Here is an 18,852-nt window from a genome sequence, read left to right as displayed (position 1 = left end):
CGGCCATCCGCGCCTGAGCGGCTTGAAAACGTGGATGCCTGCAACAAGTGCGGGCATGTCGGGAGGGTATTCCCACCGGCGGCATAAAGCGCGGATGACACGGCGGCCGTCTGCCGCTTTGATCCTGCGCCATGACCGCACCGATTCGCTCTCTCAGGAAATCCGGCCTCGGCCTCGACCGGGAGCTCGCCGCCCGCGCGGCGGGCTACACCTGCATCGCGGGCCTCGACGAGGTCGGGCGCGGGCCGCTGGCAGGTCCTGTGGTCTCGGCGGCCGTCGTGCTCGATCCCGAGCGCGTGCCGCAGGGCCTGGCGGATTCGAAGGCGCTCTCGGCACACAAGCGCGAGGCGCTGTTCGCGGAGATCCTCGCGACCGCGAAGGTGGGCATCGCGTCCGTGTCCCATGCCGAGATCGACACCATCAATATCAGGCAGGCCTCGTTGCTGGCCATGTGCCGGGCGCTCGCGGCCCTTCCCTGCACGCCGGACCTGGCCTTCGTCGACGGCAACGATCCGCCGCGGCTGCCCTGCGCGACGCAAGCGGTCATCAAGGGTGATTCGAGCATCGCGTCGATCGCCGCCGCGTCCATCGTGGCGAAAGTGGTGCGCGACCGCATGATGGCGCGCCTCGCCGCGACTTATCCGGCCTACGGATTCGCGAGCAATGCGGGCTACAGCACGAAAACGCATCTCCAGGTGCTCGCCAGCGACGGTCCCTGCCCGTTTCATCGGATGAGTTTTTCGCCCCTTCGCCAAGGGTTACTGGACCTGTAACCAAACCTAACGGGCGTTAACCTGAAAAGCTCAATCATTTCAATTAGTCGGCAAGTTTTGCCGACCCAAAATAAGACGAGATTTTTTCCACCTGGAAACCTGATCTTTACCCTAACGGACGATGATCCTGAATGTCAGTTGCGTAACCGGTGATCACCCATGGGTACCTTGCGTACCGGGGCCGCCGGCGCCGCCTCCCGGATCAGTGTCTCGCGTACCGGGCGGTCTGCGCCGGCTCCTCGGACGGGGCGTAAAGCGCCCCTCTCCGTCCTGCCGAAGCCTCTTCCTCTCAATGAGATCCTTCTCGGCGACTGCATCGCCAGCCTCGAGAAGCTGCCTCCCGAGAGCGTGGACGTGGTCTTCGCGGATCCGCCTTACAATCTCCAGCTCGAACAGGCGCTCACGCGGCCCGACCAGAGCCTCGTCGACGCGGTCGACGACGACTGGGACAAGTTCGCGAGCTTCGCCGACTACGATGCCTTCACCCGCGCCTGGCTGTCCGCCGTGCGCCGCGTGATGAAGAAGAACGCCACGCTGTGGGTGATCGGCTCCTACCACAACATCTTCCGCGTGGGCGCGGCCCTGCAGGACCTCGATTTCTGGATTCTCAACGACATCGTGTGGCGCAAGGCCAACCCGATGCCGAACTTCAAGGGCCGCCGCTTCACCAACGCCCACGAGACCATGATCTGGGCCTCGAAGAGCGCGGATTCGAAGGGCTACACCTTCCATTACGATGCGCTCAAAGCCGGCAACGAAGACGTGCAGATGCGCTCGGATTGGTTCATCCCGATCTGCACCGGCGACGAGCGCCTGAAGGACGAGCACGGGCGCAAGGTGCACCCCACCCAGAAGCCGGAGGCGCTGCTCGCCCGCGTGCTGCTGTCCTCGTCGAACCCCGGCGACGTGGTGCTCGATCCCTTTTTCGGCTCCGGCACCACCGGCGCCGTCGCAAAGCTGCTCGGCCGCAACTTCATCGGCCTCGAACGTGATCCGACCTATGCGAAGGCCGCGCGCCGGCGCATCGACGCGGTCGTCCCGCTCGACGACGTCTCCGTTGCGGCGCCGCCGGAGAAGCGCGCGGAAGTGCGCGTGCCGTTCCTGTCGCTCATCGAGAGCGGCCATGTGAAGGCCGGCGAGACGCTGGTGGACGAACGCCGCCGCCACAAGGCCGTGGTGCGCGCCGACGGCACCCTCGCTCTCGGCCCCATCATCGGCTCGATCCACAAGATCGGCGCGCTGACCCAGGGCTTCCCCTCCTGCAACGGCTGGACCTTCTGGCACGTGGAGCGCGAGGGAAAGCTCGTCTGCATCGACGAATTCCGCACCAAGGTGCGCGCCGAGCTGGCGGCGTAGGCGATCGCTCGGATCTCGAATCCGCGAAAGGGTCGGCACCGTGCTGGCCCTTTCCGCTTCATGCGCTAGTCTTTCGTCACAGGAACGTCATCCAAGGCCGCTAGCGCGGGATGGACCCAACGAAAGACAGGAATCGCCCGTGCTCATCAAGCGCCTACTCCCGCTGCTCGCCGTCCTCGCGCCCACCCTGGCCCAGGCGGAAGGGATTTCCGGCAACCTGGTGCTCTATACGAGCCAGCCCAACACGGACGCGCAGCAGACCATCGACGCCTTCAAGGCCAAGCATCCCGGGGTCGACGTCACGTTCGTGCGCGACGGAACGCCGAAGATCCTCGCCAAGCTCGGCGCCGAGTTCGAAGCCGGGCAGCCCCGGCCCGACGTGCTGCTGATCGCCGACAGCGTCACCATGGAAGGCCTCAAGCAGGACGGCCGCCTCCTCGCGCACGACAAGGCCGACGTTTCGGCCTATCCCGCAGGCACCCACGATCCGCAGAAATTCTGGTTCGCCACCAAGCTGATCACCACCGGGATCGCCTACAACACCAAGGCCCCGTTCAAGCCCACGTCCTGGCTCGACCTCACCCGTCCCGAGGTCAAGGGCCAGCTCGTCATGCCGAGCCCCCTCACCTCGGGCGCGGCCCTCATCCACGCGGCGACCCTCACGGGCCGTCTCGAAGGCGGCTGGAAATACTACGAAGACCTCCAGGAGAACGATGCCGTGGCGGGCGGCGGCAACGGCGACGTGCTGAAGCAGGTCGCCGGCGGCGAGAAGCTCTATGGCGTCATCGTCGACTACATGCCGATTCGCGAGAAGGCCAAGGGCGCTCCGATCGAGTTCGTGTTCCCGAAGGAAGGCGTCTCGGCCGTGTCCGAACCGGTGGCCATCCTCAAGACCACGAAAAACCCCGATGCGGCCCGCGCCTTCGTGGATTTCCTGCTCTCGCGGGAAGGACAGGAGCTGGCGTTGAAGCAGGGCTACATCGCGGCGCATCCGGCCGTCGCGCTGCCCGCCGGCTATCCGCCGCGCGAGCAGATCAAGGTCATGCCCTTCGATGCCGCGAAGGCTCTCGCCGATGAGACCGCGAACAAGGCGGCCTTCGCCGACATCTTCGGCCAGTGAGACATCGGACGCACACCCGATCCTTCCTGGAGCGGGGAGGTTTCGGCCTCCTCGCTCTCGTCGTTTCGATCGTCCTCGCCTTCGAGGTGCTGCCGGCGCTTCGGCTTCTTCTGGCCGCGCTCGCGCCCGGCGGCGCCTTCGATCCCGGCAAGGCCCTTTCCGTTCTCTCCAGCCGGGCGGCCCTGCGGGCGGCTCAGGCGAGCCTGGAAACCGCCTTCCTGTCGAGCCTGCTGGCGGTCCCGCTCGGCACCGCGATGGCGTTGGTGCTGGGGATCACCGACATGCGCGGGCGCCGGCTCGCGTCGTTCCTCTTCGTCCTGTCCGTGATGATTTCGCCCCAGGTCATCGCGCTGGCCTTTCTGCATCTCGCCGGACCGGCCTCTCCGATCCTGAACAGCCTCGGGCTTGCGCCTGCGGCGGGCAGCGCGAACCTGATGCTCGGGCGCGGCGGAATCATCCTCGTGCTGGGCCTGCATCACGCGCCTCTCGTCTATGTGGTGGTGAGCGCGGGCCTCAAGCGCATTCCGCTTGCGGTCGTCGAAGCCGCGCGCGTGGACGGCGCAGGGCCCCTGCGCATTCTCGCCGACCAGGTGATGCCGCTGCTGCGCCCCCACCTCATGGGCGCGGGCCTGCTCGCCTTCGTGGCGGGCATCGGCAATTTCGGCATTCCGGCCCTGCTGGGCGCGCCGGTGAATTACCTCACCCTGCCGGTCCTCATTTACCGCCGCCTGTCGAGCTTCGGCACCGGCAGCCTCGGCGACGTGGCGGCGCTCGGTCTTCTCGTCGCAGCCATCGCCATCGTCTGCGTGGCGGCGAGCCAGATCCTGACGCGGCGCGGCAGCGTGCTCCTGGAGGACGATGCTCCGCTGGCCCCCTTCTGGCATCTCGACCGCGCCCGCGCGGCCGCCGAGATGTTCGTGGCGTTCGTCATCACGGCCGTTCTCGTCCTTCCCATGCTGTCCCTGCTCACGGCGGCGCTCGTGCCGTCCTACGGCATGCCGCTGAATCTCGGGACGATCACCCTCGACAACTTCGTCGAGGTCCTGGCGCGACAGGACGTGACCATGCGCGCCTTCGCGAATTCGTTCGCCTATGCGGGCGGCGCCGCGTGCCTGCTGGCCGGCCTGTCGATCCCCATGGCCTACGCCCTGGTGCGCCTGACGGGACCGGCGAGGATCCCCCTGACGGCTCTCCTCGAAACCTCCTATGTGCTGCCCGGCATCGTGCTGGCGATCGCGTGCATTCTCCTGTTCCTGAAGCCGCTGCCGCTGATCGGCCTCTCGCTTTACGCGACCCCGGCGATCATCGTCTTCGCCTATCTCGCCCGCTTCCTGGCGGTCGCCCTCAAGCCCGCGCTCGCGGGAATGGCGCAGATCGAGATCGCGCAGGAGGAGGCTGCGGCCCTCGATGGCGCGGGCCGCGCACGGCAGCTTGTCGACATCATTCTCCCGTCGCTCCTTCCGGCCGCCGTGGCCGGCGGCCTGATGACGTTCCTGCTCGCCTTCAGCGAGCTGACCGTGTCGGCCCTGCTCTGGTCGGCGGGCACCGAGACCATCGGTGTCGTGCTCTACAACCTGGAAGAGGCGGGCCTCGCGAGCCAGGCCTCGGCCGTGGGAGTCGTGATCGTCGCCGTCGTCATGCTCGCCATGCTGGCTCTTCACGCCCTGGGCCGGTCTCTTCCGGCCGGCACGCTGCCTTGGCACTGCCCGACGGAAGGCGCGGCCTTCTCCATCGCCAGGCCGGTGCGGGCGACCCCTCATGGCAGCATGCCCGGAGCGATCGACCCCAGGCCCGCCCTGAGCGCGTGAGACGCAGGCAGGCATGCCCCGCCAGGAGTGTTGAGCGCTCCTCCATCGTTGCGGGGCTGCGGGCGGAGGCGCTTCCGGCAATGATCCGGCAATGATCCGGCTTGTCCCCAAGCCTGGACCAAATCTGGAACCTTGCCCTATGCCGGCGCCCCCTCCCCGCTTTAACATCCTGTCATGGCTCACCTGTCTCACGATCCCTTTCACCTTGCCTTCAGCGAACCGTCCTGGGACGATCTCAGGATCTTCCTGGCCGTGGTGGCTCATGGATCGATGAACGGCGCGGCGAAGGCCCTGGGCCAAAGCCAGCCGACGGTCGCCCGGCGCGTCAGGACCCTGGAGGAGGCGCTCGGGATCGACCTGTTCCAGCGCGGCCCGAACAACCTCGACCTGACGGAGGCCGGCCGGGCGATCCTCGAGGCCGCCTCCCCCATGGGCGAGGCCGCCGCAATCGTGGCGCGCACGGCCGCCGCCTTCCGGCCCGATCCGGACGCGCCCGTGCGCGTGACCGCGACCTCCTCGGTCGCCCTGTTCCTGTCGCTGCATGCGGCGGAGCTGCACGGGGCCGCCGCGCCGGTGGAGATCGCCTACATCCCCACGCGCCGCAGGCTCGACCTCGCCTCGGGAGAAGCCGATATCGCCCTTCGCATGCGCGTCCTGCCCGAGGGCACGGACGATCTCGTGACGCGGAAAGTGGGGCAGATCGCCTTCGCGATCTACGCCACCACCGAGAATCCGGATGCCGTCATCGCCCCGCCCGAGGACCCGACCCTGTCCCGCCAGGCGGCCTACGTCGCCGAGTTCGCGCAAGGGCGCACCGTCGCGGCGCGCATCGGCGACATGCCGATCCGCTACCAGGCCGCGAAAGCGGGCCTCGGCGCGGCCTTTCTTCCCTGCTGGCTCGGCGATTCCGATCCCGATCTCGTGCAGGTGGTGAAGCCCGAGGGCGACCTGATCGAGGACGTGTTCCTGGTCATGCACCGCCGCAGCCGCAACCGGCCGAACGTCGCGCGCGTGGCGAATGCGCTGGCGACCTTGTTCAAGCGCAGTCAGAAGGCGCTGACGGGTGGATGATCAGCTTTCGGCCTTTGCGGGAGCCTTGTTGCCTGCACTCGCCTTCAGCCCCGGCAAGTCCCCCAGCGCATGCGCCAGCACCTTCTTCATGGCGCCGGGCAGCGCCTCCTCGTGGAGCTTCTGGCGCGGCGTCCAGCGCATGTCGTCGGGCGCCGGCGTGCCCCTGGGCACTTTCGCGAAGAGCACCGTCAGCTCCAGCGGGAAATGAGTGAAGACGTGGCGCACGGTGCCGGGCAGGCGCTGCCAGCGCGCCTCGATGGGAGCATCGAGCACCGCGCGGGAGGGCTCGTAATGCGGCTCCCAGTCGCTCGTCGGCGGCTCGGCCATGCCGCCGAGCAATCCGGTCGGCGGCCGCGTGCGCAGGAGGATCGTGTCGTCGGCGCGCAGCACCACGAAGGCCGCGCCCTTGCGCAATTGTCCCGCCTCCTTCTTCTGCTTCTTCGGGAAGGCCTCCTGCAGGCCCGCCGCGCGGGCCTGGCACGGCCTCATCCAGGGGCAGAGCGCGCAGGCCGGGCGCTTGGGCGTGCAGATCGTGGCGCCGAGATCCATCACGGCTTGCGCGAAATCCCCGGGCCTGTCCCCGGGCACGAGGTCCTCCGTCAGGGCACGGATGAGGGGCTTCGCCTTGGGCAGCGGCTCCTCAACCATGAAGACGCGGGACATGACCCGCTCCACGTTGCCGTCCACCGCGGCCGCCCTCTCGTTGAACGCAATCGCGGCGACGGCCGCCGCCGTATAGGCGCCGATGCCGGGAAGCTTTAGGAGTTCGGCTTCCGTCGCGGGAAAGAGCCCGCCGTGCTTGTCCACGACCGCCTTGGCGCAGGCATGGAGGTTGCGGGCGCGGGAATAATAGCCGAGCCCCGCCCAGGCCTGCATGACCGATTCGGCAGGAGCCTCCGCCAGAGCCTCCACGGTCGGGAACCGATCCAGGAAGTTCAGGTAGAACGGTTTGACCGCAGCCACCGTGGTCTGCTGCAGCATGATCTCCGAGAGCCAGACGCGATAAGGGTTTGCGGCCTCGCCGGGCTTGGCGCGCCAAGGCAGATCCCGCCGGTGACGGTCGTACCAGGCAAGCAGGTCCTGCGGGTCGGGCTTGGTCGCGCTCAAAGCGGGCGTTAACATGTGGCGTGGAATAACGGTCCTGCGACCATATTCCAACGCGGCTTTTGGACATTCAACATGAGACGACCGAGGCCATTGGCCCGCCCCCTCGCCGAGTTTCTCGAAGTCTGTCTCTCCCCGAGCCTGGCGGCGCAAGGCTTTGCGACCTCCGATATCATCATGGCCTGGCCCGAGATCGTCGGGGAGCGGCTGTCCGGCTTCACCCAGCCCCTCAAGATCGAGTGGAAGCGAAAGCCTGCCCATGCGGATCCGGAGGCGCGGCCGGAGCCGGCGACCCTCGTGGTGCGGGTGGAAAGCGCCTTCGCGCTCGAACTCCAGCACATGGCGCCCATCATCATCGACCGGGTGAACACCTATTACGGCTGGCGCTGCATCGGAAAGATCGTCCTGAAACAAGGCCCCGTGCGGCGGATCGAGAAGAGGAAGCCGGCGGCGCCCAGCCTCACGCCGGCCGAGAAGGCCAAGGTCAGCTCCGCCGTCGCCGGCATCGCGGAGGACGGCCTCAAGGCCGCCCTCGACCGGCTGGGCCAAGCGATCGTCAGCTCCGGTTCACGCACGAAAGAGTGAGATGGCGGCGCTTGCCTTGAGCCCTATCTCGTCTTACCGCAAAGCAGCATCTCTTCAGGAGTTCTCCCCCCATGATCACCCGGCGTCAGACGCTTCAGCTTCTCGGGACCGCAGCCGTTACCGCCACCCTCGCCATGAGCCTCCCGGCCTTCGCGCAGAACGTGGCCGTTCAGGATCTCGCCGTGGCCGGTCCTCTCGGCGACGTGGCCCTGGGCCCGGAGAACGCCAAGGTGACGATCATCGAGTACGCCTCGCTGACCTGCTCCCATTGCGCGAATTTCCACGCCACCACCTGGCCGGAGCTGAAGAAGCGCTACATCGACACGGGCAAGGTCCGGTTCGTCCTGCGCGAATTCCCCCTCGATCCCCTGGCGACGGCCGGTTTCATGCTCGCGCGCTGCGACGGGAACGACAAGTATTATCCGATCACGGACATGCTCTTCGAGCAGCAGAAGAACTGGGCCTTTGTGGACAAGCCCCTGGACGCCCTGCGCCAGCTCATGAAGCAGGCGGGTTTTTCACAGGAAAAATTTGATGCTTGCCTCCAGAACCAGAAACTTTATGACGCAGTCAACTCGGTGAAGAACCGGGGTATGGAACAGTTCAGTGTCGATTCCACCCCGACTTTCTTCATCAATGGTCAGCGCCGTCCGGGAAGCCTCTCGATCGATGAGATTGATAAGGTCATCAAGCCTCTGCTGGGCGAGTAAGCCCCAGCCGTCCGCCGCCGGACGGAACGGAAAGGCGCGTCCATGAAGCTGACGCGCCTTCGCATCGCCGGATTCAAGACCTTCGTCGAACCGACCGATTTCCTGATCGAGCCGGGGCTGACCGGCGTGGTCGGGCCGAACGGCTGCGGCAAGTCCAATCTCGTGGAAGCCCTGCGCTGGGTCATGGGAGAGAACTCCCATAAGAACATGCGCGCCACGGGCATGGACGACGTCATCTTCTCCGGCTCCGGCAACCGCCCGGCCCGCAACTGGGCCGAGGTGATGCTCACCATCGACAACGCCGAGCGCACGGCGCCTGCCGCCTTCAACGACACGGACCTGCTTGAAATCTCGCGCAAGATCGAGCGCGAGGAAGGCTCCACCTATCGGGTCAACGGCAAGGAAGTGCGCGCCCGCGACGTGCAGATCCTGTTCGCGGACGCCGCCACCGGCGCGCGCTCGCCTGCCCTGGTGCGCCAGGGCCAGATCAGCGAGATCATCTCGGCCAAGCCCCAGGCCCGCCGCCGCATCCTGGAGGACGCCGCCGGCATCGCGGGCCTCCACGCCCGCCGCCACGAGGCGGAGCTGCGCCTCAAGGCGGCCGAGGACAACCTGGTGCGCGTCGAGGACGTGATCCGGGAGCTGGAAAGCCAGATCGAAAGCCTGAAGCGCCAGGGCCGCCAGGCTTCCCGCTACAAGAATCTCTCGGCCGAGATCCGCCGCCTCGAAGCGCTGATGTACGCCATCAGCTACGCCGAGGCGCGGGAGCAGGCCGCCGCCGCCGAGAAACAGGTGGCCGAGAACCTCAAGGCCGTCGCCGACCTCACCGAGGAGCAGACCCGAACCGCGACGGCCCAGGCGGTCGCGGCCCACGGCATTCCCGCCCTGCGCCAGGCCGAGGCCGAGGCCGCCGCGGCCCTGCAGCGCCTGACCCATGCCCGCAACGAACTCGAATCGGAGGAACGCCGCTCCAAGGAGCGCGTGGTCGAGCTGGAACGCCATATCGGCGACCTGAACCGGGACATCGCCCGCGAGGCCGCCCAGCGCGCCGACGCGCAGGCCACCATCGAGCGGCTCCAGAGCGAGGCCGCCGAGATCACCCAGACCACCGACGGGGCCGACGATCTCCGCGCCGAGAGCGAGGAGCGGCTCCAGGCGGCCGAAGCCGCCCTCGCGGAGGCCGAGGCTTCCTTGAGCGCCCTTCAGGCCCAGACCTCGGATCTCAATGCCCGCCGCGCCGCCCTCGAGCGCTCCGTGCGCGACGAGATGGAGCGCGCCGCGCGCTTCCGCTCCGAGAAGGAGCGCCTGGAACGGGAGATCGTGGCCCTGTCCGCGTCGCACGAGGACGGCCCGCCGATCGACGATCTGCGCGAGGAGATGGCGCTCGCCGAGGAGACGGCCCAGGGCGCCGAGGAGGCGGTGATCGAGGCCCGCGAGGCTCTCAGCCATGTCCGCGAGGCGGAGCATCGCCTGCGCCAGCCCCTCCATGAGGCCGAGCGCAAGGCCCAGCGGCTCGAGACCGAGGCGCTCACGCTCGCCAAGCTCGTCACCTCCGCCACCGGCGACCTGTGGCCCCCGGCCCTCGACCAGATCACCGTGGAGAAAGGCTACGAGACGGCCCTCGGCGCGGCCCTCGGCGACGATCTCGAAGCCTCGACCAATCCCTCTGCCCCGCACCATTGGGAGATGACCGGCGCTGGCGAGAGCGACCCTTCCCTGCCGGACGGCGTCCGCTCGCTGGCCGATCTCGCCCGGGCTCCCGTGGAACTGCAGCGCCGCCTTCGCCAGATCGGCGTCGTGAGCAAGGCCGATGGCCTGCGCCTGCGCAACCTGCTGAAGCCCGGCCAGCGCCTCGTCTCCCAGGAGGGCGACCTGTGGCGCTGGGACGGCTTCACCACCGCGGCGGAAGCCCCCTCCCCGGCGGCTCGCCGCCTCGCGGAAAAGAATCGCCTGGGCGACCTGGAGCGCGAGGCCGCGGAGGCCCGGGAGCAGGCGGAGCACCTGCGCCACGAGGCCGAAGCGGCCCTCGAGGCCGTGCGTCTGACCGCCTCGCGCGAGATGCAGGCCATCGAGGCCGCCCGTCAGGCCCGTCAAGCGCTCGACGCCGCCCGCACCCGCCTCTCCGCCGCCGAACGCAAGGAAGCCGAGCTCGGCCAGCGGCGCTCGGCCCTCCAGGAGGGTCTCGCCCGCCTCTCCGAGAGCGAAGCCGAGGCCCTGGAGCGCGTCCAGGACGCGGAAGGCGCCCTGCAGGACCTCGCCCCCGCCCCCGACCTCGAAAGCCGGCTGCTCGAAGAGCGCACCCGCGTCGCCGAGCGCCGGGCCGCCGCCTCCGAGGCACGCGCGACCCTGCAATCCCTGATGCACGAAGCCGAGCTTCGCCGCCGCCGGCAGGATTCGATCAATGCCGACATCCGTCTCTGGACCGAGCGCGCCGCCCGCGCCGCCAAGGCCTTCGAGGATTTGGGCGAGCGCCTGGAGCGCGCCCAGGACGAGCATCAGCGCCTGCTGGAGGCGCCCGACACCTATCTCCAGCGCCGCCGGGCCCTCATCGCCCAGGTCGAGGAAGCCGAGGCCCGCCGCAAGGAGGCCGCCGACAGGCTCGCCGATGCGGAGACCGGCCTTGCCGAGACCGACCGCGCCGCCCGCGCGTCGCTCGAGGCGCTTGCCGCCGCCCGCGAGGCGCGGGCCGGATCGCAGGCGCGCCACGAGGCGGCCGTCCAGCGCCTGGCCGAGATCACCCGCGCCATCGCGGAGAATCTCGAGACCACCCCGGCCGGCCTCATCGAGATGGCCGGCCTCAAGGAGGCGACCGAACTGCCCTCCCATGCGCAGATCGAATCGAAGCTCCACGCCCTCAAGGCGGACCGCGAGCGCCTCGGCGCCGTGAACCTGCGCGCCGACGAGGAGCTGACGGAGCTGGAGGCCAAGTACACCGGCATCGCCACGGAACGCGACGACCTCGTCGAGGCCATCAAGCGCCTGCGCCAGGCGATCGGCAGCCTCAACCGCGAGGGCCGCGAGCGTCTGCTCGCCGCCTTCGACGTGGTGAACGCCCATTTCCAGCGCCTCTTCACCACCCTCTTCGGCGGCGGCACGGCGGAGCTGACCCTGGTCGATTCGGACGACCCGCTGGAGGCCGGCCTCGAGATCCTCGCCCGCCCGCCGGGCAAGAAGCCCCAGAGCATGACCCTTCTCTCGGGCGGCGAGCAGGCGCTGACGGCCACCGCGCTCATCTTCGCGGTGTTCCTCACCAATCCCTCCCCGATTTGCGTGCTCGACGAGGTCGACGCTCCGCTCGACGACGCGAATGTGGAGCGCTACTGCGCGCTTCTGGAGGAAATGGCCAGGCAGACCGAGACCCGCTTCGTGGTCATCACGCACAACCCGATCACCATGGCGCGCATGGACCGCCTCTTCGGTGTGACGATGGCGGAACGGGGCGTCTCGCAGCTCGTGTCGGTCGACCTGCAGAGTGCCGAGCGCATTCTCGAGGTGGCCTAAGGCTTTCAGGCCTGCCTTCGTTCAGCCTCAAAAACATGTGCGGTTTCGGGTCGAGCCTCCGAGAAAACGCGCTTAATTCATATATATCAACGACTTATATGTTTTCATACGGTCCTTGACAGGGTTGCCCCCCGCCCATATGTTGCGCCCGGCTTTCGGGGCTGGGCTTCCAAGCATTTCCCCGCAACGCTTTTCAGGAGATCGCAATGGCGGACCCTCGCGAGCGGAGCGGCGACAATGAGCGGAAACCGGATAGTGCCGATGACGCCGACCTGTCCGCGAGGCTGAAATCTCTCGATGCACGGATCTCCCAAGCATCCGTTCACCGGGCCGAGCCTGAACCTCGCAGCCGCCAGACTTCTGATACCAGCGCGATGGGCCAAGCCTTCAGGCTTTCGGCCGAATTCGTCGCAGGGGTCGTTGCCGGCGGGGTCATCGGTTGGCTCGTCGACTACTTCGCCGGGACTTCCCCTTGGGGCCTGATCGTTTGTCTCATTCTCGGCTTCTGCGCCGGCATGCTCAACCTCATGAGGGCAGCCGGACTGGTCAAGCCGGCCAAGTATGACGACAAGCGGTGACCTCAAGCCCGAATTTCGATAGCCGAACGGCAATGGACAACAGCGAGATTTAAGAGCGGATCATGGCGAGCCCGATCGAACAATTCCAGATCAAGCCCATCATCCCGGCTATCAACTTCACCAATTCGTCGCTGTTCATGGTCGGCGCGGTCGCCGTGATCGTGGGCGGCTTCATGTTGGCGACCCGCAAGCGCGCGGTGGTTCCCGGCCGGGGTCAGTCGATCGCCGAGATTCTGCACGACTTCGTGGCCGGCACCCTCACGGATGCCACAGGCCGAGAGGGGATGAAGTTCTTCCCCCTCGTCTTCTCCCTCTTCATGTTCGTCTTCACGGCGAATCTGCTCGGGATGATTCCTGGCTTCTTCACGGTGACGAGCCACATCATCGTCACATTCGCCCTCGCCATGCTCGTGATCGGCACCGTGGTCGTCTACGGCCTCGTCAAGCACGGCGTTCATTTCTTCGGTCTCTTCGTGCCGTCGGGCGTGCCCTCCTGGCTTCTGCCCTTCATCATCGTCATCGAGGTCATCTCGTTCCTGTCGCGCCCGATCTCGCTGAGCTTGCGTCTTTTCGCGAACATGCTCGCGGGTCACATCGCATTGAAGGTTTTCGGCGGCTTCGTCGTGGCGCTCCTGGGCGCCGGCGGGGCTCTGACGATCCTCGCTCCGCTGCCGCTCATCATGGCGGTTGCTCTCATGGCGCTCGAGTTCCTCGTCGCCGCTCTGCAGGCCTACGTCTTCACGGTGTTGACCTGCATCTACCTTAACGACGCGCTGCACCCGGGCCACTAGGTCTGCGCTCTCGTTACTCCCTCCCCTCCCGGTCACAGCACTACTCAAGGAGTTCACAATGGATCCGGTTGCTTTCAAGTTCCTCGGCGCGGGCCTTGCCTGCATTGGCATGGGCCTCGCCGCCATGGGCGTCGGCAACATCTTCGGCAACTTCCTGTCGGGCGCCCTGCGCAACCCGTCGGCTGCTGACAGCCAGTTCGCCCGCGCCTTCATCGGTGCGGCGCTCGCGGAAGGTCTCGGCATCTTCTGCCTCGTCGTCGCTCTCGTTCTGCTCTTCACCTAATTTCATAATGGTGATCGGGAGGTCGGGGCGCGGTCAGCGCCTCGCCTCGACAGGAGTGACGGCGGCGCCCCGCCGTCATTCGTTGTTTCTGGCATCGTGCGCGCAAGCGGGCCCAAGCTCCTCGCGAACATGATGCGGTGATAAGATCGAGCGTGCGATCCGGCTGCGCCGGACGGCACGACGCTCCAGGATTACTCATCCTTTTAGGATCTGCTCCATGGCCCAGGCTCAGGCTCAGACGACCCACGCCGAAACGCAAGCGCACGGCGGCGCTCACGAGGATGTCGGCTTCCCGCCCTTCGCGACCGAAACCTACGGCGGCCAGCTCCTCTGGCTGGTGATCACCTTCGCGGTGCTCTACACCCTGATGTCGAAGCTGGTCCTGCCGCGCCTCTCCGGCATCATCGAGAACCGGCGCTCCATGATCGCCCGCGACCTCGACGAGGCCGCCGCGATGAAGACCCGCGCCGAGGAGGCCGGGGCGACCTACGAGAAGGCTCTCGCCGAAGCCAAAGGCCGCGCCCAGGCCCTCGCGCAGGAGACCCGCGCCAAGCTCGCCGCCGAGAGCGACGCCAGGCGCAAGGCCCTCGAGGCGGATCTCAACAAGCGCCTCGCCGAATCCGAGGCCACCATCGCCGCCCGCAAGGCGGAAGCCATGGGCCATGTGCGCGGCATCGCGCGCGATACGGCCAGCGCCATCATCGAGCGCCTGACCGGCAAGGCTCCGGCCCCGCAGACGGTCGAGTCCGCCCTCGACCAGATCAACGCCTGATTAGGAGGCTTTCATGCAAGGCTTGTTAGGTAACGCCGAGTTCTGGGTTGCCGTCGCCTTCTTCATCTTCTGGGGCCTCATGTTCTATCTGGGCGTCCCCGGAAAAGTGCTGAACCAGCTCGATTCCCGCGGCAAGCGCATCGCCGACGAGCTTACGGAGGCCAAGCGCCTGCGCCAGGAGGCCGAGAAGCTCCTGCGGGAGTTCGAGACCAAGCGCGCCGCAGCCGAGCGCGAGGCCGCCGACATCGTGTCCGCCGCCAAGGATGAGGCCGAGCGTCTGGCGAGCGAAGCCCAGGAGAAGATGGCCGACTTCGTGAAGCGCCGCACCGCGTCCGCCGAGGCGAAGATCGCACAGGCCGAAGCGCAGGCCTCCGCCGAGGTTCGCGCCGCCGCCATCGACGCGGCCATCAAGGCGTCCGAGCGCGTCCTGCGCCAGGAGATCACCGGCAGCACCGCGAGCTCGCTGGTGACCCAGGGCCTCAGCGACGTGCGCACGAAGCTGCAATAAGCGGCCCGCCCATCGACTACGATTTCAGAGGCCGCCCCAAAGGCGGCCTTTTTGCTGGAGGCACCATGCTGCTGATTTTCGATTGCGACGGCGTTCTGGTCGATTCCGAGCCTCTCGCCTGCGAGGTCGATGCGGACGTTCTGACGGCGCTCGGCCTGCCTTATACGGCCGAGGACATCGCCCGGCAATTCGTCGGCAAGAGCATGAGGGACATGATCGCGCGGATCGAAGCAGATCACGGATGCACGCTGCCTGGCGACTTCGCCGACCAGATCAACCATGCCCTCTTCGCCCGCTTCGAGACGGACCTGAAGCCGATCGCCGGAGTCCGGGATGCGATTCTCTCCCTGCCCTTCCCGCGCTGTGTCGCCTCCTCCTCCGTGCCGGAGCGAATCGCTCTGTCCCTGCGCGTCACGGGCCTCGCCGATCTCTTCGAGAACGTCTTCAGCGCCACCCAGGTCGCGCGCGGCAAGCCTGCGCCGGACCTGTTCCTGTTCGCGGCCCGGCAGATGGGCGCCCGGCCCGAAGAGTGCCTCGTGATCGAGGATTCGCCCGCAGGCGTTCAGGGGGCGATCGCGGCCGGCATGCGCGTCATCGGTTTCACGGGCGGCGGGCATTGCGGGCCGGACCACGCGGAGAGGCTGCGCCAGGCGGGTGCGCCCGTCACGATGGCGCGGATGGCAGATCTGGCAGGGGTGGTGCAGGCCTGCCCTTAGCCGAGGCGCCATAGGCAATCTAGGCCTCTTCCCATATCATCACCGGCCTGTGCCGGTGATGACGCCTCTGTAAACCGCTCCGCTCTTCTACATCGAGATGGCCACGACAAACCCGGCCATGACAAACAAAAGCTGCCCGGCGCTAGGTCGGACAGCTGAGTCGCTGGAAGACCTTACTCCGCAGCCTCGGCCACCGGTACCGGCGGCGTCCACTTGAGCACTGGATTACGCGCGGCGCGGGTCTCGTCAAGGCGGCGGCGCGGGGCGTGGTAGGGAGCACCGGTGAAACGTTCCTTGTCGCCGTTTTTCGCGGCCATGGCGAGGTCGCGCAGGGTCGCGATGAAGAGGTCGAGGGACGCTTTCGATTCGGACTCCGTCGGCTCGATCAGCATCGCGCCGTGCACCACCAGCGGGAAGTACATGGTCATCGGGTGATAGCCCTCGTCGATCATGGCCTTCGCCACGTCGAGGGTGGTCACGCCCGTGTCCTTCAGCCAGGCGTCGTCGAACAGCACCTCGTGCATGCACGGCTTGTCGCCGAAGGGCAGCGACATCAGGTCGGAGAGGCCCGCGCGGATGTAATTGGCGTTGAGCACGGCATCCTCCGACGCCTGCTTCATGCCGTCCGAACCATGCGAGAGCATGTAGGACAGGGCGCGCACATACATGCCCATCTGGCCGTGGAAGGCCGTCATGCGCCCAAAGGGCTTCTCGGCCGCGTCGGAGGCCTGCTCCACCAGCTCGAAACCGTCCTGGCCGACGCGCACGAACGGCACGGGCGCGTAAGGCGCGAGGCGTTCGGAGAGCACCACCGGGCCGGAACCCGGACCGCCGCCGCCATGCGGGGTCGAGAAGGTCTTGTGCAGGTTGATATGCATGGCGTCGACGCCGAGATCCCCGGGCTTCGCCTTGCCGACGATGGCGTTGAAGTTCGCGCCATCGCAGTAGAAATAGGCTCCTGCCTCGTGGATCGCCTTGGCGATCTCCACGACCTGCGGCTCGAAGAGGCCGCACGTGTTAGGGTTCGTGAGCATGATCGCGGCCACGTCCGGACCGAGGCGCTCCTTCACGTCCTCCACATGCACCCAGCCGTCCTCGCGGGCCGGAACCGGCTTCACGACGAAACCGATGAGGGCGGCGGTGGCCGGGTTCGTGCCGTGCGCGGAATCCGGCACCAGCACCACGTTGCGGGTCGTGCCCTCGCCCTTCGCCTCGATGGCGGCCTTGATCGCCATCATGCCGCACAGTTCCCCGTGCGCGCCGGCCTTCGGCGACAGCGCCACGGCGGTCATGTTGGTGAGCGTAAGGAGATAGCGGCCGAGCTCGTTCATGAGCTCCAGCGCGCCCTGGACGGTCGAGACCGGCTGCAGCGGATGCACGTCCGAGAAACCGGCCAAGCGCGCCATGCGCTCGTTGAGGCGCGCATTGTGCTTCATGGTGCAGGAGCCGAGCGGGAACAGGCCCGTATCGATGCCGTAGTTCATCTGAGACAGGCGCACGTAATGGCGCATGGTCTCCGGCTCGGAGAGACCCGGCAGGCCGATGGCCTCCTTGCGTTCCAATCCGCCGAGGCGCGATTCGAACGCCTCCGGCTCGTCGATGTCGACGCCGGTCGTGTCATGGCGGCCGATCTCGAAGAGCAGCGGCTCGATCTGCGCCAGCGCCTTGTTGCCGGTGAAGGTCGGGTGAGAACCGGTGGCGGAGCCGGCGGCGCGGTTGGCGTCGCCCTGCAGGCGAGCGGCCTGATCGCCCATGCCGGCGGCTGGATCGGCCACGCCGTGGGCCTGAGGTGCGGAGGGACGTCCCTGGCGGTTCAACATCACAGTACCTCCTTCAAGGCGGCACAGAGGGCCGCGCGGTCATCAGCGGTGTTCACTTCGGTGGAGGCCACGAGCAGCAGGTCGTCGAGACCGGCGCCCGGCAGCAAGCGCGACACGGGCACCCCCGCGAGCACGCCCTTCTCAGCCAGACGCTCGACCACTTCAGCCGCGGGCTTCGCGAGCTTCACGGTGAACTCGTTGAAGAACGTCTTGTTGAGAACCTCGACGCCCTTCACGCCGGAAAGCTGGTCCGCGAGCTTGATCGCATTTGCATGGTTCACGCGAGCCAGACGCCTCAGGCCCGTCTCGCCGAGCAGCGTCATGTGGATGGTGAAGGCAAGGCAGCACAGGCCTGAATTGGTGCAGATGTTCGAGGTCGCCTTGTCGCGGCGGATATGCTGCTCGCGCGTCGAAAGCGTCAGCACGAAACCACGATGGCCGTCCGCATCCACCGTCTCGCCGCAAAGGCGGCCCGGCATCTGGCGGATGAACTTCGATTGCGTGGCGAAGAGGCCGACATAAGGTCCGCCGAAATTCAGCGCATTGCCGATGGACTGGCCTTCGCCCACCACGATATCCGCGCCCTGGCTGCCCGGCGAGGCCACGAGACCGAGCGACACGGCTTCCGTGAACACCGCGATCAGCAGCGCGCCGTGCTTGTGCGCCTTCTCGGCGATGGCTTCAAGGTCGCGCACGTTGCCGAACACGTCCGGCGACTGCACGACGACGCAGGACGTGGTGTCGTCGATCTGCGAGAGGATATCCTCGGTGCCCGACACATCCGGTTGCAGGGTGACGACGCTGTCGCTCGCCATGTCGGAGAGGGTGCGCACCACCTCGGCGTAGTGCGGGTGCAGGCCACCGGAGAGCACGGCCTTGCGGCGCTTGGTGACGCGGTGCGCCATGAGCACCGCCTCGCCCGTGCCCGTGGAGCCATCGTACATGGAGGCGTTCGCCACCTCCATGCCGGTGAGCGCGGCAACCTGCGTCTGGAACTCGAACAGGTATTGCAGCGTGCCCTGGGCGATCTCAGGCTGATACGGCGTGTAGCTCGTGAGAAACTCGGAGCGCTGGATCAGGTGATCGACGGTCGCCGGCACATGGTGCTTGTAGGCGCCTGCGCCCACGAAGAACGGCACGGAGGAAGCCGCCACGTTCTTCGACGACATGCGGGAGAGGATGCGCTCCACCTCCAGCTCGCCCTTGCGGCGCGGCAGATCGACCGGCTCCTTCAGGAGCAGGTTCTTCGGCACGTCGGCGAACAGCTCGTCCACCGTTTTGACGCCGATGCGCGCGAGCATCTCGCTGCGGTCGGTGTCGGAAAGAGGCAAATAACGCATCGGTTGAAAACCTTGG

General features: G+C 67.3%; 17 protein-coding genes. 14 read left to right on the top strand and 3 right to left on the bottom strand.

The features are described 5' to 3' along the window. Positions 1-131 precede the first annotated feature (131 nt). From E4K09_RS01105 to E4K09_RS01085, 5 genes are all read left to right on the top strand, one after another. Positions 132-773, top strand: a complete 642-nt coding sequence (locus E4K09_RS01105) for a ribonuclease HII (RefSeq protein ID WP_134494421.1) — start codon at positions 132-134, stop codon at positions 771-773. Between the two features lie 159 nt (positions 774-932). Then, positions 933-2,129: a site-specific DNA-methyltransferase gene (locus tag E4K09_RS01100; protein WP_134494419.1), complete on the top strand. Its 1,197-nt coding sequence runs from the start codon at positions 933-935 to the stop codon at positions 2,127-2,129. A gap of 145 nt (positions 2,130-2,274) precedes the next feature. After that, positions 2,275-3,249, top strand: a complete 975-nt coding sequence (locus E4K09_RS01095; protein ID WP_204985671.1) for an ABC transporter substrate-binding protein — start codon at positions 2,275-2,277, stop codon at positions 3,247-3,249. Continuing rightward, a complete protein-coding gene (locus E4K09_RS01090) occupies positions 3,246-5,057 on the top strand; it encodes an ABC transporter permease (protein WP_134494415.1) in 1,812 nt (603 codons plus the stop codon). The genes E4K09_RS01095 and E4K09_RS01090 overlap by 4 nt, the downstream gene beginning before the upstream one ends. A gap of 174 nt (positions 5,058-5,231) precedes the next feature. Then, positions 5,232-6,128 (top strand): LysR family transcriptional regulator, encoded by an 897-nt coding sequence (locus E4K09_RS01085; RefSeq protein WP_134494413.1) that lies wholly within the window; start codon positions 5,232-5,234, stop codon positions 6,126-6,128. On the opposite strand, the gene mutY is transcribed toward E4K09_RS01085, so the two are convergent. Then, the gene (gene mutY / locus E4K09_RS01080; protein WP_134494411.1) at positions 6,129-7,250 is read right to left on the bottom strand and encodes an A/G-specific adenine glycosylase; all 1,122 of its coding nucleotides are present in this window, start codon (positions 7,248-7,250) and stop codon (positions 6,129-6,131) included. 57 nt (positions 7,251-7,307) lie between these two features. On the opposite strand from mutY, the gene E4K09_RS01075 reads away from it, so the two are divergent. From E4K09_RS01075 to E4K09_RS01035, 9 genes are all read left to right on the top strand, one after another. Continuing rightward, entirely contained in the window at positions 7,308-7,817 is a 510-nt protein-coding gene (locus tag E4K09_RS01075) for a DUF721 domain-containing protein (protein WP_244610299.1), read from the top strand. Between the two features lie 71 nt (positions 7,818-7,888). Next, positions 7,889-8,527 carry a DsbA family protein gene (locus E4K09_RS01070; protein WP_134494409.1) on the top strand — a complete coding sequence of 213 codons (639 nt, stop codon included), beginning with the start codon at positions 7,889-7,891 and terminating at the stop codon, positions 8,525-8,527. A 42-nt stretch (positions 8,528-8,569) separates the two neighbouring features. Then, a complete protein-coding gene (gene smc, locus E4K09_RS01065) occupies positions 8,570-12,028 on the top strand; it encodes a chromosome segregation protein SMC (RefSeq protein ID WP_134494407.1) in 3,459 nt (1,152 codons plus the stop codon). A 206-nt stretch (positions 12,029-12,234) separates the two neighbouring features. Next, on the top strand, positions 12,235-12,606 hold the full coding sequence (locus E4K09_RS01060) for an AtpZ/AtpI family protein (protein WP_134494405.1): 372 nt from the start codon (positions 12,235-12,237) through the stop codon (positions 12,604-12,606). Between the two features lie 62 nt (positions 12,607-12,668). Next, positions 12,669-13,397 (top strand): F0F1 ATP synthase subunit A, encoded by a 729-nt coding sequence (locus E4K09_RS01055; RefSeq protein WP_134494403.1) that lies wholly within the window; start codon positions 12,669-12,671, stop codon positions 13,395-13,397. A gap of 58 nt (positions 13,398-13,455) precedes the next feature. Beyond that, positions 13,456-13,680 (top strand): F0F1 ATP synthase subunit C, encoded by a 225-nt coding sequence (locus tag E4K09_RS01050; protein ID WP_134494401.1) that lies wholly within the window; start codon positions 13,456-13,458, stop codon positions 13,678-13,680. Between the two features lie 217 nt (positions 13,681-13,897). Continuing rightward, a complete protein-coding gene (locus E4K09_RS01045; protein WP_134494399.1) occupies positions 13,898-14,452 on the top strand; it encodes a F0F1 ATP synthase subunit B family protein in 555 nt (184 codons plus the stop codon). Positions 14,453-14,465: 13 nt separating this feature from the next. Continuing rightward, a complete protein-coding gene (locus tag E4K09_RS01040) occupies positions 14,466-14,960 on the top strand; it encodes a F0F1 ATP synthase subunit B family protein (protein ID WP_134494397.1) in 495 nt (164 codons plus the stop codon). 65 nt (positions 14,961-15,025) lie between these two features. After that, the gene (locus E4K09_RS01035; protein ID WP_134494395.1) at positions 15,026-15,676 is read left to right on the top strand and encodes an HAD family hydrolase; all 651 of its coding nucleotides are present in this window, start codon (positions 15,026-15,028) and stop codon (positions 15,674-15,676) included. 173 nt (positions 15,677-15,849) lie between these two features. Here E4K09_RS01035 and gcvPB read toward each other — a convergent pair whose 3' ends face one another. Together gcvPB and gcvPA are read right to left on the bottom strand one after the other, a co-directional pair. Further along, positions 15,850-17,496 carry an aminomethyl-transferring glycine dehydrogenase subunit GcvPB gene (gene gcvPB, locus E4K09_RS01030; RefSeq protein WP_244610298.1) on the bottom strand — a complete coding sequence of 549 codons (1,647 nt, stop codon included), beginning with the start codon at positions 17,494-17,496 and terminating at the stop codon, positions 15,850-15,852. Then, positions 17,496-18,836, bottom strand: a complete 1,341-nt coding sequence (gcvPA, locus tag E4K09_RS01025; RefSeq protein WP_134494393.1) for an aminomethyl-transferring glycine dehydrogenase subunit GcvPA — start codon at positions 18,834-18,836, stop codon at positions 17,496-17,498. Before gcvPA ends, gcvPB begins: the two co-directional genes overlap by 1 nt. Positions 18,837-18,852 lie beyond the last annotated feature (16 nt).

The organism is Microvirga pakistanensis (genome assembly GCF_004458765.1).
Taxonomy (GTDB): domain Bacteria; phylum Pseudomonadota; class Alphaproteobacteria; order Rhizobiales; family Beijerinckiaceae; genus Microvirga; species Microvirga pakistanensis.
Note: the sequence above shows the minus strand (reverse complement) of the source record. Positions and strands in the feature narration are given on the sequence as shown.

What these genes read in the sequence shown, in the direction of transcription:
- E4K09_RS01035 (WP_134494395.1), top strand. Translation starts at nt 15,026, where the DNA reads ATGCTGCTGATTTTCGATTGCGACGGCGTTCTGGTCGATTCCGAGCCT.
- E4K09_RS01050 (WP_134494401.1), top strand. Translation starts at nt 13,456, where the DNA reads ATGGATCCGGTTGCTTTCAAGTTCCTCGGCGCGGGCCTTGCCTGCATT.
- gcvPB (WP_244610298.1), bottom strand. Translation starts at nt 17,496, where the DNA reads ATGTTGAACCGCCAGGGACGTCCCTCCGCACCTCAGGCCCACGGCGTG.
- E4K09_RS01045 (WP_134494399.1), top strand. Translation starts at nt 13,898, where the DNA reads ATGGCCCAGGCTCAGGCTCAGACGACCCACGCCGAAACGCAAGCGCAC.
- smc (WP_134494407.1), top strand. Translation starts at nt 8,570, where the DNA reads ATGAAGCTGACGCGCCTTCGCATCGCCGGATTCAAGACCTTCGTCGAA.
- E4K09_RS01085 (WP_134494413.1), top strand. Translation starts at nt 5,232, where the DNA reads ATGGCTCACCTGTCTCACGATCCCTTTCACCTTGCCTTCAGCGAACCG.
- E4K09_RS01070 (WP_134494409.1), top strand. Translation starts at nt 7,889, where the DNA reads ATGATCACCCGGCGTCAGACGCTTCAGCTTCTCGGGACCGCAGCCGTT.
- mutY (WP_134494411.1), bottom strand. Translation starts at nt 7,250, where the DNA reads ATGTTAACGCCCGCTTTGAGCGCGACCAAGCCCGACCCGCAGGACCTG.
- E4K09_RS01040 (WP_134494397.1), top strand. Translation starts at nt 14,466, where the DNA reads ATGCAAGGCTTGTTAGGTAACGCCGAGTTCTGGGTTGCCGTCGCCTTC.
- E4K09_RS01060 (WP_134494405.1), top strand. Translation starts at nt 12,235, where the DNA reads ATGGCGGACCCTCGCGAGCGGAGCGGCGACAATGAGCGGAAACCGGAT.
- E4K09_RS01100 (WP_134494419.1), top strand. Translation starts at nt 933, where the DNA reads ATGGGTACCTTGCGTACCGGGGCCGCCGGCGCCGCCTCCCGGATCAGT.
- E4K09_RS01105 (WP_134494421.1), top strand. Translation starts at nt 132, where the DNA reads ATGACCGCACCGATTCGCTCTCTCAGGAAATCCGGCCTCGGCCTCGAC.
- gcvPA (WP_134494393.1), bottom strand. Translation starts at nt 18,836, where the DNA reads ATGCGTTATTTGCCTCTTTCCGACACCGACCGCAGCGAGATGCTCGCG.
- E4K09_RS01075 (WP_244610299.1), top strand. Translation starts at nt 7,308, where the DNA reads ATGAGACGACCGAGGCCATTGGCCCGCCCCCTCGCCGAGTTTCTCGAA.
- E4K09_RS01055 (WP_134494403.1), top strand. Translation starts at nt 12,669, where the DNA reads ATGGCGAGCCCGATCGAACAATTCCAGATCAAGCCCATCATCCCGGCT.